General features: G+C 57.0%; 8 protein-coding genes. 2 read left to right on the top strand and 6 right to left on the bottom strand.

What is annotated here, in order from left to right:
* Positions 1-14 precede the first annotated feature (14 nt).
* The 4 genes from IEX74_RS12385 to IEX74_RS12400 form a co-directional block, all read right to left on the bottom strand.
* Positions 15-3,467, bottom strand: coding sequence for a TonB-dependent receptor (locus tag IEX74_RS12385; RefSeq protein ID WP_188814309.1), 3,453 nt, complete (start codon positions 3,465-3,467; stop codon positions 15-17).
* 184 nt (positions 3,468-3,651) lie between these two features.
* Positions 3,652-4,713 (bottom strand): FecR family protein, encoded by a 1,062-nt coding sequence (locus tag IEX74_RS12390; protein WP_188814310.1) that lies wholly within the window; start codon positions 4,711-4,713, stop codon positions 3,652-3,654.
* A 135-nt stretch (positions 4,714-4,848) separates the two neighbouring features.
* Positions 4,849-5,445 (bottom strand): RNA polymerase sigma-70 factor, encoded by a 597-nt coding sequence (locus tag IEX74_RS12395; RefSeq protein ID WP_188814311.1) that lies wholly within the window; start codon positions 5,443-5,445, stop codon positions 4,849-4,851.
* 216 nt (positions 5,446-5,661) lie between these two features.
* Positions 5,662-6,453 carry a S1/P1 nuclease gene (locus IEX74_RS12400; protein WP_188814312.1) on the bottom strand — a complete coding sequence of 264 codons (792 nt, stop codon included), beginning with the start codon at positions 6,451-6,453 and terminating at the stop codon, positions 5,662-5,664.
* A gap of 856 nt (positions 6,454-7,309) precedes the next feature.
* Here IEX74_RS12400 and IEX74_RS12405 point away from each other — a divergent pair.
* Positions 7,310-8,296 carry a Na/Pi cotransporter family protein gene (locus tag IEX74_RS12405; protein ID WP_188814313.1) on the top strand — a complete coding sequence of 329 codons (987 nt, stop codon included), beginning with the start codon at positions 7,310-7,312 and terminating at the stop codon, positions 8,294-8,296.
* A 153-nt stretch (positions 8,297-8,449) separates the two neighbouring features.
* Complete coding sequence (locus IEX74_RS12410; RefSeq protein WP_188814314.1) at positions 8,450-10,183, top strand: alkaline phosphatase D family protein; 1,734 nt, start codon at positions 8,450-8,452, stop codon at positions 10,181-10,183.
* A 412-nt stretch (positions 10,184-10,595) separates the two neighbouring features.
* Here the strand turns inward: IEX74_RS12410 and IEX74_RS12415 are convergent, their stop codons facing one another.
* Together IEX74_RS12415 and IEX74_RS12420 are read right to left on the bottom strand one after the other, a co-directional pair.
* A complete protein-coding gene (locus IEX74_RS12415; RefSeq protein WP_188814315.1) occupies positions 10,596-11,075 on the bottom strand; it encodes a DUF892 family protein in 480 nt (159 codons plus the stop codon).
* A gap of 951 nt (positions 11,076-12,026) precedes the next feature.
* Positions 12,027-12,773, bottom strand: a complete 747-nt coding sequence (locus IEX74_RS12420) for a TolC family protein (RefSeq protein ID WP_188814316.1) — start codon at positions 12,771-12,773, stop codon at positions 12,027-12,029.
* Positions 12,774-13,055: the final 282 nt, after the last annotated feature.

Genomic DNA, 13,055 nt, shown 5'->3' on the forward strand with positions numbered 1-13,055 from the left:
TTTTGATGCGCTGTTTAGAAGCCAACCTGGATGCCCAGCGTGAGGGTGCGGTTCATGGGGTAAGAGCCCTGATCTACCCCGTAGGTGGGATTGGTCGAGTTGCCGTAGTTGTTCGCTTCGGGGTTGTAGCCGATGTACTTGGTGAAGGTGTACACGTTCTGAGCCGAGGCGTAGACATTGGCGCTTTGCAGACCAACTTTCTTAGACCAGCTATCGGGCAAATTGTAGCGCAACGTAATGTTGCGGATGCGCAGGAACGAAGCGTCGTGGATGAAATACGAGTTGAACTGCGTGCGCAACGACGAAGCCGTGGTAGCGCGGGGCGTTTTGCCGTCGCCGGGGTTTTCCGGGCTGCGCCACCGGTCGAGCAGGGCGGTGCGGCCGTTCACTTGGCCGGGGAAGTTGAACGTGTATCGGTCGCCGCCGTAGAGCACGTCGTTGCCCAAGGAGCCTTGCAGCGTCACGCCCAGCGACAACGCTTTGTAGCCGAAGGTGTTCTGCAAGCCGTAGGTGAAGTTCGGAAACGGATTGCCAATGACGCCAATGTCCGCCGCGTTGATCTGGCCGTCGCCGTTCTTGTCGGCAAACTTGAAGTCGCCGGGCTGCACCGCTAGGTTGCTAGCCGTCCACTTGGGGCTGTTGTCCACGTCGTTCTGGTCGCGGTACACGCCGGCTTGCTCGTAGCCGTAAAACACGCCCAGCGGTTGCCCCGGCACCACCCGAATCGAGCTGGTGTAGCCGAATATGGCGTCGAAGGTGATTTGCTCGTTGGTGCCCGCTAGCGCTAGCACCTTGTTGCGGTTGAGCGTGAAGTTGGCCGCTGTGCTCCAGGTAAAGTCGCCTTTCACGATGTTGGCCGTGTTCAGCTGGATTTCTAGGCCGCGGTTGCGCACTTCGCCCACGTTGGCCAACGCCCGCGTTGAGAAACCTAGCACCGCCGGAATATTACGGTTGAGCAGCAAGTCGGTGGTGTTGCGCTGGTAAGCGGCCACCGTCAGGTACACCCGGTCGCGGAACAAACCTAGGTCGAAGCCGGCGTCAAACTGCGTGTTGGTTTCCCACCCTAAGTCGCGGATGGCCACGCCGTTGGGCGAGAAGCCATAGGCGCGGGTGCCGGTACCAGCGCCGAACGCGTAGTTGGTCGCCGTCTGGTAGCTCTGGTAGTTATAGTCGCCGATGTTGTTGTTGCCCGTTACGCCGTAGGAAGCGCGCAGCTTCAACTCACTGATGGCCGGAACGGCCTTAATAAAGTTTTCCTCGCCCACGCGCCAGGCCAGCGCCAACGACGGGAACGTGGCAAACCGATTATCGGGGCCGAAGCGCGAGGAGCCGTCGGTACGCAGGGCCGCCGTCAGGATGTAGCGTTCCTTGAAGGCATAATCGAGGCGGCCGAATACCGATGTCAGCGAGTTGGCCGCGTACGACGCTTGGCCGAAAATCTGGCCGGCGGCGGTTACGTACTCTAGGTCGGTGTTGGTGTAGGTGCCGGTCTGGCCGAGCACTGTGCTGCCCTCGTTGGTGTTGCGCTGAGCCGAGTAGCCGGCCAGCAGCGTCACGCTGTGGTCCGTGGCAAAAGTGCGGTTGTAAGTCGCCGTATTTTCCCACACCCAGTTCAGGTTCGTGCTGTTGAGCTGCCGGGCGTCGATGTTGTTCAGCGTAGGGTTCGAAAGATTAGCGAGCTGGTTGCTGGCGGTGCCTAGGGTAGCCGGCACGTAAATACCGCGGCGGGTGTTTAGCAGCTCGGCGCCGAAGTTGGTGTGCAGCGTTAGCCCTTTTGCCACCTCATAATCGAGGGTGGCGGTACCTAGGCCGCGCACAGCATTGGCGCGGTCCTTATACAGGTCGATAGCGGACACCGGGTTTAGCAGATCGAGCGGCTGCGTGAGGGCACTACCCACGCCATTGCGCACGTTGGCGTAGTCGCCGTTGGGAAGGCGCACCGGCACGATGGGTGGCATAATCAGCGCTGACGTGATGATGGCCGTTTCGCCGCCCGGCCCGCCGCCCGAGATGTTGCCGCCGTTGTAGCTCCCCGAAATCGGCTTCACGTCGGTGCGGGTGAAATTGGGAGCTAGGCTCAACCCTAGCTTTACTTTTTTGCTTAGCTGGGCGTCGTAGTTGGCGCGCAACGAAAAGCGTTCAAAACCGGTATTACGCACCACACCGGTTTGCTTGAAGTAACCGCCCGAGATGTAGAAGCGCGAGTTGTTGGTGCCGCCGCTGGCCGACAGCTGGTATTGCTGTTGCACGCCGGTGCGGAAGATTTCGTCCTGCCAATCAGTAGCAGGTAGGGCAGGTGCGCCGGGTTGCAGGCTAGCCGGCACGGCCCTGTTGGTCGCGGCAAACGAGTCGCGGAGGTAATCTAGGAACTCGTCGCGATTCATCAAGTCGATGCGCTTGGCTACCTGGATAATGCCAGAATTAGCCGTGAAGTTGAAGCGCGTTTTCCCATCCTCGCGCCCGCGCTTGGTGGTCACGATAACGATGCCGTTGCCCCCGCGCGAACCGTAAATGGCACAAGCCGCCGCATCTTTCAGAATCTGAATCGATTGAATGTCGCCCGGCGGAATCTGGTAGTAGCTGTCGGGGCTGTTGAGCGGGTAGCCATCCACCACGTACAGCGGACTATTACCCGCCGAAATAGAACCTAGCCCCCGAATGCGGATAACGGCGCCCGCGCCCGGTTCCCCCGAAGGCTCCGTGATTTGCGCCCCCGCCACCAAGCCCACGAGCGCTTCGGAAGGAGAAGCTACTGGCAGCAGCTCCACATCCTTCGCCGCCACCGACGAAATAGAAGTAGCCAGCAGTTTTTTCTCCTGCACGCCGTAGCCAACAACTACCACTTCGCCCAGGGCTTTGGTATCTTCGGCGAGCGTCACGCTCAAGTTGCTAGTAGCGCCTGTAATCGGGACTTCCTTACGCGTGTAGCCTACAAAGCTGAAAACCAGCGTGCTGTTTTCCGGCACGTTGAGGGTAAAGCTGCCATCGGGGCCAGTGCCGGTGCCAATGGCTGCGCCTTTCACCACCACCGTCACGCCTGGTAACCCTTCTCCCTTGGCGTCCACCACTTTCCCCGAAACCGGCACATCCGCCGTCGATTTGCCGGGGCTAGGCTGACTCAGGATGATGCGGTTGTTGCGCACTTCGTACTGAATCTTGCGGGGCGCCAGTAGCTCATCCAGTACCTGCGTGAGCGGCTTCTCCTCAACCTGCAAGGTCACGCGGCGGTCGGAGCCGATGAGCGACGGACTGTAGACAAACCGCACGTTGAGTTGCTTTTCCAGCTGGTTGAGCACTGACTCAATCGTTTGCGCTTCGACAGAGAAAGATACTTTGCGCTCCAGCACCACCTGCGCAATGACTGGTCTAGGGGCGGCTATACTAGCTAATGGGCTAGTCAGCAACAGACTACACGCAACTAGCCGAGCGGGATACCAGCGTCGCGTGAAAGGTACACGGTTTTTCATAGGCCGAAATCGTTTGCAGTGGAAATAGATGGGTTTTTAGAAGGCAAAGAGAACCTAGCACGCTTGCCTTGCGCGTGTTGCCTGGTTGTTTATCGTCATCAACTCCTCGGAAGGAAGTACTGATTGGTTGCTGAGTGGGAAGCGGGCTATGATCAAGGAAAGCCAGCATCAGAAGAAAGCCGAACTACGATCTACTGGACTTGCAGCCGGTGCTCTCAAAGATTATCTGCGCGTCATCCGCTCGTTTGTAGCTGCCATTCAGTGCCTTACATAAGACATCGAGCTGCTCAAACAATGGCCCATCATCAAAGGCGATGGTGATGGTGCACTCGCGGAGCTTAATTGGGTCATACACGATATTCACGCCGTAGGCTTTCTCCAAAGCTGCCAGTACTTCCGTCACGGGGCGCTTCTTGAAATCCAGCACCTGCGCCGCCAGGATTACAGGTTTCGTAACCAGTTCCTTTTCTAAATGCTGCGTCTTAGTAGAGTACACTGCCTGCTGGTTGGGCAGCAGAACTACGCCGTTGAAATTCGGGTGAGCAGGGGTGGCGTTCAGCTGTGCACCTTTGCGCGCCTGCACTGCCACGCGACCTTCCCGGACCGCTACCCTAGCTTCATTGCCGGTATAAGCCGTCACTATAAAGCTGGTACCTAGCACGGTTGTGATTACTTTATCGGTGTACACCAGAAAAGGACGGGCTGGGTTCTTGGCTACTTTAAAGAAGGCTTGCCCGGTTAAGTGCACTTCGCGGCGGGCACCGGTCAGGCCAACTTGGTAGCGCAGGTGGCTGCCGGGGTACAGCGTTACGCGGCTGCCATCCACCAAGTCGAGCGTTTGGGCCTGCTGAAGCGTATTGACCTGATCCAGCCACTGCGAAGCTGCCGTTAGTGTAGCTAGCTCTGTATTGCGCTGATGCCGTTGGAGCAGCCACCAACCTAGCCCCATGCTGAGAACAAACACGGCAGCTGCCGCCCAGCGGCTGGCTTGCGTGCGCCAGAAGGAAAGGGGCCGCATTAGTACGGGTGTTTCGACCAACTCTTCCTGCTCCTCGCCGTCCGTGAGCTGCACGATGCGGCGCCACATCTCAGCCCGAACTTCCTCGTGCAGGCTGCGGTCGAGGATCAGGTTTTCCTCCTGACCTAGCTGCTCACTCCATTTCTCCACCAGCTGCTGCTCACCGGGCCGGCTCTGGCCGTCGAGGTAGCGTTGGAGCAATGATTCGAATTCAGCTTGGGTCATCATACGGGAGCAGGAGGGCGTCTATTGAGGAAGACGCGCAACTTCTGGTAACCCCTAAATGCCTGGTGAATTTTTTTCTGGTGTATTACTGCTTGCTGTATATGTATTTGGCATTCAACAAATTGCTGTGTAAAATATTTACCGAATAAATAGAAAAATCGTAGCTGCCAGCGTGAAGTCTCGCAGATAGGTGCGCAACAACTTTAAGGATTTGGTGAGGTGATACTCCACGGCTTTCGGCGATAGATTCAACTGCGTCGCAATGTCGGCTACGGGAATGTGCTCCAGGCGGCTCAGCCGAAAAATCTCCCGCGACTGTTCAGGCAAGCGTAGCAACGCTTTGGCAAACGCCTCCGATAAATCGGTGGCGGCAAGCAGGTGTTCGGTTTCCTGGCTAGTCTCGGTCTGGTAGCGGCGGCAATAATCGGCGTAGGCCGCCCGCACCTGATGGGCGCGCAAATACCCGATGACCCGGCGGTTGATGGCGGCCAGTAAATAGTACTCTAGCTGCTGAATGGCCTGCTCGGCCCGTTTGTGCCAAAGCGTCGCAAATAAGTCCTGCACCAGCTCCTCGGCTATTTCGCGGGATTTTAGCTTGCGGTAAGCTACCGCAAACACGCGGTACCAATACCGTTCATAGATTTCTGCGAAAGCCGCGCGGTTATCGGCTGCCAAGGCTGCTAGTAGTGCGTCGTCAGTCCAGGAAATACAAGCTCGCAGCGGTACAGAAGTCACGAACAGGAAAGATGAGCTAGGTGATAAGCGGCCTATAGTATAGCTTTTTCGTTTGTAAAATGGTCAATTTATTTCCAGTCAAGATAAAGTGAGTAACACAAAAAACCACTCCCACAGCTGGTCTGCGTGAGAGTGGGTTTTGTTTACGGGCTAACAGCATACGTCGCGGCTATGCATGCCGGCCTTCGCGGAATAACGTCCGCGCTGTGCCGGCCGCTAGCCTAAAAGCTCATTCAGCAAGCCGGCAAGCCGGATGCCGGCTTGCAGCACGCGCTGCTCTACCAGTGTTGCGTGCGCCGGGTAGTAGCGAAAGTCAAAGGTATTGTTCTGCGCCGCGGCTTCCTGGTAGAGGGGCGCACTGAGTTGGTACGATTCGAACAGCCACGTTATAGGCGCGTCGTGCTGCCACTGTCGAATCTGGGCGCTGCTGGCGTGGTCGTAGGCACGGGCCAACTCCAGGTAGGTCAAGCCCTGGTACTCGATCAGGCCACTATCCCAGAGGCCATGCAGGTTGGTGTCTTTTCCCTGAAACTTGACCTTGATGTCGTTGCCGCCTTTGTCTTCGGCGTGGCTGGCGTGCATGGGCTGGTGAATGTCGCCGACCAGGTGCACGATAAACTTTAGGGCAAACGCTCTATCCTCCTTCGCCTTAGTGGGGTCTTTCACCTGCTGCATCATCTGTTGCAGGGCCGAGTAGGCGTTTGGCTCTGTTAGCGCCTGTACGGCCTTCGCATAGGGCGCGTAAGCTAGGCCCGACAGGTGTTCGAACTCCGTATAGTGCCAGGGCGACGTATAGCGAAACTCCGGGCGAGAGCGGATTTCGTCGGGAAAGGTGCTGACCAACGCCAGGGTTTCGTGGCCGAGCAGCTGCGCCACTTCCCGGCGAGCTTTGGCGCTCAGATGATGCTCGGCAATAGTGCCAATGGCACGGTGCCCCACCACGCCCCAGGCCAATAGCTGCAAGGGCAAAAGCAGGATGAGGAGCAGCGCACTGTATTTCTTAAACATGAAAAAGAGTTTTAGGAGGAAGGAGAAGCGGCAAAAGTAAAGAGCCTGCTGAATTGCCTGGATAGTAGGAGAGAGGATGGTGGAATTTCCCTGGGCTCTGTTTTTAGAAGCAGCTAAGATTAGAAGGAGCAGTCAGGCTCACTTGCATGCGCGTTTGAGTGCCGCAAAGCTAGGTGACCTAGGTTGCGCAAGTGTTCATCTTGGCGCTGCTGATGGCAGACTATGCTTAAACATAACCGCTGCGTCATACTCTGGTAACAGCGGCGCTGCACCTTTGCAGCGTAAGAAAGCGATACAATAAGAAGATACTAGTATTCATTAGCTGAATCAGCCCCGGCGCTGCAACGTCGGGGCTTTTGCGTTGTTCTAAGTTACCCGAGCGGTTTTGTTTTCTGCACAGCTAAACGCTTGAAACGCAGTCATCAGTAACGCTGATCAGGCTTGTGCAGTCCTGGGAAGGTGAAAACGTAACACGGAAAAATGCCGCTACGGTGGAGCTGCGTGTCGAAAACTGCTACCTTTGGGGCAACCTAATCACCCTATGGAACCTACTTCTACCTCTTCGCGCGACGAACTGATTGTTGTCGTTTTCATGGCCAGCATGGTTGTGCTAGCCGCCTTGTATTACTTGCTGGCTTAGGGCTCACTTCATTACAAGTGAGTTTGCTCTTTGCCGGCCGTCAATCATCCTAAACTACTTACCACCCCCCAGAAGCCGCAGCCACTTGGCCGCGGCTTTTGCATTTCAGCGCGCCGGCCGCTTCGGTAACAATTTCTTCATGGCGGCGGCGTGCCCCCGAGCTTGGCCGCTACGTTGGATGAAGTACGCGCGGCAAATGCTGCGTGCTCCGTCCGTATGGCTTCTTCCTTGTTATCCATCATCTTGCTCGGTGTCAGCGGCTTGGTGCTCTTCCTGTATGCAGTGAGCCGCTTGGCGCTGGCTTTGCGGCACGTGGCCGGCGAGCGGGTGAAGAGCGTGCTGGACCGTTTCACCAAAACGGTGCCCATGGCCATCCTGACCGGCACCGTCGTGACGACCCTGCTCGACTCCTCATCGGTGGTGATTATCCTGGCTATTGCGCTGGTCAGTGCCGGCGCGCTGCCGTTCCGCAATTCGCTGGGAGTGGTACTCGGCGCCAACATCGGCACCACGATTTCCAGCCAGCTCTTCGCCTTCGACCTAGGTCAGTACGCGGTGGTGGCGATGCTGCCGGGGTTGCTGCTACTGACCTTGAGTAAGAAGCGTCAGGGCCGCACCATCGGGCGGGCGCTGTTCTGCTTTGGGCTGTTGTTTTTCAGTCTGTACCTGATTGGAGAAGCCGTTTCGCCACTCAAAGACTACCGAGGCGTGCAGGCGTGGCTGCTCAAGTTGGAAAGCCCGGTGCGCGGTGCCGGCGCAGGGGCGCTTCTCACGCTGATTATTCAGTCGTCTTCGGCTACGCTGGGCATGGTCATTAAGCTGGCGGCCAAGGGCCTGCTCACGCTGCCGGCTGGCATTGCCGTGATGCTGGGCGCCGAGCTAGGTACCTGTTCCGACACGTTGCTGGCCACCATTGGTCGGGGCCGGGCAGCCCTCAAAACGGGGCTATTTCACCTCAGCTTCAACCTGATTTCGATTACCATTGGGCTGCTGCTGATTGCGCCGTTCACGGCCTTGGTGGTGCGCCTTGCTGGCCACGCCGATGTCGCCCGGCAGATTGCGCACGCGCACGTACTCTTCAACGTGGCAGGCGTGCTGCTGTTTGCGCCACTGCTGCCGCTCTGCCAACGAATGCTGGATGCTTGGCTTCCCGAGGAAGAACCGGTAAAATCTTTGGTTGTGCAAGCCGCTCAGCCAGCATAATGGCCGGGGCTGATTGCTGCTAGAGGTGCCTCTGAATGCAATATGGAAATTAGCGTAGTTACGCAGATCTAACTCAACTTATTCTGTAATATGTCCATAACACCTAGGTAATAAGCCTCCTGTACCTTCGCCGGCAAACTAAATAATTTTAGTATGTCGGAGAATAATACAAAGAAGTTTAATCGCCGGGAGTTTCTTAAGAATACGGCTCTGATTTCGGGAGGTGTGGCGCTGCTGCCAACCATGCTCACCAGCTGCGACGACGATGGCGAGTTGCCCGGCTTGCCCGGTTCATTCGGCTTTCTGGAGGGCGTCGCCAGCTTCGATCCTTCGCAAACCAATGTTATTCTCTGGACCCGCTACACGCCCTTGCTGAGCGAAGCAGGCGATGCCACCATTCGGTGGGAAGTAGCCGAAAGCAGCAGCTTTGCGCCCATCCTGCAAAGTGGCAGCGGCACTGCCTCGGCGGCGAAGGACTACACGTTCAGCGTGGATGTGGCGGGGCTCACGCCGAACAAAAAGTACTTCTACCGCTTCCAAAACGAGCTGAGCCAAGTGAAGTCGGTAGTGGGCGAAACGCATACGCTGCCCACGGCCGGACAGGTCAGCAGCGTGAAGCTAGCGGTGGTTTCGTGCTCCAACTTTCAGGCGGGTTTGTTCAACGTGTACGGGGCGGTGGCCGAATCTGAGGCCGATGTAGTGGTGCACCTCGGAGATTATATCTACGAGTACGGCCGGGGCGAGTACGGCACCAACCCCGCCACGGCCGCCCTGAACCGGGGGCACCTGCCTACCGTGGAGGTCATCAGCGTGCAGGACTACCGCACCCGCTACAAACAATACCGCAGTGATAAGCAGCTCCAGAAAGCGCACCAGCTCAAGCCCTTCATCTGCATATGGGACGACCACGAGCTAGCGAACGATGCCTACATCGACGGCGCCGAAAACCACCAACCCAACGAAGGCGATTTTCAGCAGCGGAAGAAGAACGCCCAACAAGTGTGGCACGAGTACCTACCAGCACGCGTCATCAGTCCCGAGAAGATATTCCGCAGCTTCGACCTAGGTGGCCTGGCCAATCTGTTGATGCTCGATACGCGCATGCTGGGCCGCGACAAGCAGTTAGATTATACCAATTACTTCGGCCCTGGCAACGTATTCAACACGGCGGCTTTCGCGGCGGCTTGGCTCAATCCTAACCGCAGCATGCTTGGGGCCGAGCAGCGCACGTGGCTAGCTGCCTCGCTGGCAGGCAGTCAGGCTAAGTGGCAGGTGCTGGGCTCGCAGGTGCTGATGGGCAAGATGTACATTCCCGCCGAGCTGCTGCCACTCATTGCGCAGCTAGCTTCGGGCGGCGCTACCCCGGCTCTGGTAGCGCAGTACACGGCCGTAGCTACGCAGCTTATCGCTATCAAAAGCCGCATTCAGCAGGGCGACCCTACGGTGACGCCCGCCGAGCGCGCCCGCGTGGAAACGGTGCTGCCCTACAACCTGGACGCCTGGGACGGCTATCCTGCCGAGCGGGAAAAGCTCTACGCTGCCGCCAATGGCAAAAAGTTAATTTCCCTGGCCGGCGACACGCATAACGCCTGGTACAACGACCTGCGTGATGCTAGCGGCCGGAAAGTAGGTGCCGAATTTGCCTGTCCTTCCGTCACGTCCCCTGGTTTTGAAGCCCTGTTCGGGGGCAATGCAACAGCGGCGCAAGCCTTTGGTCAATCGACGGAGCTGCTCATCGACGACCTCAACTACCTGGATGCGTATCAGCGCGGCTACGTGCTGGCTGAGTTTACGGCCACCAATGCCACCTCACAGTGGAAATACGTTGCCAGCATTCTGAGCGCGGGCACGGCAACCACCACGGGTAAAGTTGTAAATGAGGCGTAAGGAAGAACGCACGAACGTAAGCTATACAAACAGCAATAGCAGAGTGCAGTAGCCATCGCACACTAATAGGTTAGGTTGCCTCTTTGCTCAGGCAGCGGATTGCAGGGAGCTGCTAAGCTTCATTAAATCGTCACAACACCAGCACATTGATTTAACCTAGGGCGCCGAATTTTGCGGCGACAACCGTTCCACGCTATGAACACTCGCAAGCAACCTTCGCGCACGCATTGGCTACTGCGCCTCGCCGCGCTGATCCGGCCGGCTAAATCGGCCGCTACGATGGGCACCACCAGTCTCTTCGTGTGAAAACTGGATTTCCGTGCAACCTCAAAGCACTCTGCTTAGGCCAGACCAATAATAAGCCTGAGCAGAGTGCTATAGTTGAGCGAGCGGGTAGGAGGGATGAGGAGGCCTATTGAGCGGCCAGGATTTGTTGGGCGATGTCCGTGTGCTTGTCGTCGGCTTGCTTGGCTTCCTGCACCGAAGCTTTCAGCTCCTGCTCGGTTTGGGTAAAACCAGCCGAGGCCGCGTAAGAGGCCACCGTGCCGAACGAAGCAATCCAGTAGTGCAGCGCTAGCTGGCCGCTAGCAATAATACCTAGGTCGCGCGCGTCGTCGGTTTCGGCTTTGCCGCGAATCTCCTTGCTCACTTGGTAGTGAGCTTCCAGGATTTCGTTGTTTTGTTCGTCTACGCCACCCACTTCGGCAATGGCGCGTTCAATGCGTTTCGTCCACTCTTTAGACGTTTCGTTTCCTTGTTGGAGGGCTTGCTTCAACGCAGGATGTTTGGCGTCGTTCTGGATTTCATCCGTAGCAGTAGCGGCTACTTTGCTACCAGCTTGTTGGGCAGATAAGCCGTCTTTGATCAGTTGTTTTAGGGCTTCGGTGTTCATGGAATGATACTATATAGTTCGAATGGCAGGAACATCCTGCATGATCAGCTTAACGGATGCTGCGCACAGTGGTTTAGATTCTGATCAAGGCAATATGTTTTGCTGTCATGTGTTAGTTATCAATATTTTGCACATTTATTCTTGCCTGCTTCTAAGCTCGTTACCTACTCGGTAGAAGTACGAGTAGGAGATAATTACAATTTCATATTCTATGCGCTGCTTATAAGAATAATATAAATTAATGCATCTGAGCACAAGGCTGATTATCAGTTATATATTGATTGTAGCTATAAAGGATTTGTGTAAAAATCTGGAGCTAGGTAGTCACTTCCAAAACCTCATTTAGTGACACAATGCGGGAGAGTTGAAAACCGCGAACGTACACCTAGGTAGTAAGTCACCAGCGCCGTAAACCGCCAGAGGTCATACAGCAAGAGAGGGGAAAGAAGCCAAGATTTTGTAGGCAAACTGAGCTTCCGCATCGCCGCTCGCGAAGCGCTGATTTTCACCAATCTAGCCTGCGCCAGCGGCATCACCTTGCTCTTGCCCAGGCTTATTGGCACGCAGCAGAAATACCAGCGGGATGGCCAGCAAACAGGCAAACCCTAGTAGATAGAACGCATCGAGGTAAGACAGAACGCTGGCTTGCAACTGAACGGCGCCATATACGGTGGCTTGAGCTCGCTGTGGGGCATCTGCCAGGCTGCCACCCGCGGCGGCCTGGCTGGTAGCTAGGTCCTGAAGATTGGTCTCGTAGATCGGGTTGGAAAATCCCCGCCGTCCGCGTCTTTTGCTTGCTGCTCATTCGTCGTTGTTTTGCCCGAGTCTTCCACACCCATTTCGGCCAAGGTATTCTCCTCGAACCAGCAACGGATGTAGAAAGGCCTTCAATGCGAGTCTCGGCTACAATGGCGTACTGAAACTCGACGGGTCCGTCGGGGCGATGCACGATCAGGTAAATGCGATGCTGGTCCAGGAGAGGCGCAGTGCCTCGGCAAGATCAAAATCGGCTCGGGCGGCGGCTACTTCCAGGCGACTGCGCTGAGCGCTGAGGTAGGCCAGGGCCACAAACGTTGCTACTTGCTCACGGGCTAGCTGCGCCGTGAGGTCGGCGACCTGCACGGCCGCTTTGCTGCTTTTATATTCCCGCAGGGCAGCTATGTTCAAAATTGTTTGGGAGAAATTGAGCCGTGCATCGAAGGTGTTGAAGGGACCAATAAAAGAAGGAATGGCAGGAGCGCCCCCACCCATACCTCCACCCGCGGGTTCCCCGCCTCCGCTGGAGAAGCCCTGGGCAGCTAGGTTGACGGTGCGGTTCTGTTGGTAGGCAGTGCCGCTGATGTTGGGTAGCAAAAATGAGCGAACCTGTTGTTGCAGCGCCCGGGCCTCCTCGGCTCGTTCGCTGGCGAGGAGCGTTGTCAGGTTATTATCCAGGCCAATGGCAATGGCTTCGGCTATGCTCAGGCTGGCAGGTGCAGTCGTCAGCACGCGGGCCGCACCGGTCTGCATGCCTGACAGACTACCGCCCGATGGGCTGCTTCCCAGCGGAGCACGGGGTGTAGTAGCGCCCCGCGGTTCGCCGGGCAGGCTAGTGCCCCTAGGTGCGGCAGGCGCTCCGCCCACCGCCGGCTGACCGGCGGCAGCGGGAATAGGTGCAGCAGGTGGCGGGGGCTGCGGCTGTTCACTGGTTTGTTGCATCTGCTGCCGCCGACGCTGCAATTCCTGTTGTTGCTGTTGGCCCGCAGGTGGCCCCCGAAGGTTTGCTGACTGCCGCTCTGCGCCGGGGTAGCCGGTGATGTACCGTTGGGTAGCCCCTGCGCTGCGGCCTGCATCGTTATCAGTAGTACAGCTAAGCCAAGGGTACCGGCTCGTTCAGCACAAGAAGCTCCTGTATATCTTTTTGCTATAGTCACGTAGTCAATGTGTTACCTGGCATTGGTTTCTTCTGCATGGAACCGTGTGCCTGTTGACGTAGCTTCT

Source organism: Hymenobacter cavernae (assembly GCF_014641455.1).
GTDB lineage: Bacteria > Bacteroidota > Bacteroidia > Cytophagales > Hymenobacteraceae > Hymenobacter > Hymenobacter cavernae.

What these genes read in the sequence shown, in the direction of transcription:
- IEX74_RS12385 (WP_188814309.1), bottom strand. Translation starts at nt 3,467, where the DNA reads ATGAAAAACCGTGTACCTTTCACGCGACGCTGGTATCCCGCTCGGCTA.
- IEX74_RS12390 (WP_188814310.1), bottom strand. Translation starts at nt 4,713, where the DNA reads ATGATGACCCAAGCTGAATTCGAATCATTGCTCCAACGCTACCTCGAC.
- IEX74_RS12400 (WP_188814312.1), bottom strand. Translation starts at nt 6,453, where the DNA reads ATGTTTAAGAAATACAGTGCGCTGCTCCTCATCCTGCTTTTGCCCTTG.
- IEX74_RS12405 (WP_188814313.1), top strand. Translation starts at nt 7,310, where the DNA reads ATGGCTTCTTCCTTGTTATCCATCATCTTGCTCGGTGTCAGCGGCTTG.
- IEX74_RS12410 (WP_188814314.1), top strand. Translation starts at nt 8,450, where the DNA reads ATGTCGGAGAATAATACAAAGAAGTTTAATCGCCGGGAGTTTCTTAAG.
- IEX74_RS12415 (WP_188814315.1), bottom strand. Translation starts at nt 11,075, where the DNA reads ATGAACACCGAAGCCCTAAAACAACTGATCAAAGACGGCTTATCTGCC.
- IEX74_RS12420 (WP_188814316.1), bottom strand. Translation starts at nt 12,773, where the DNA reads ATGCAACAAACCAGTGAACAGCCGCAGCCCCCGCCACCTGCTGCACCT.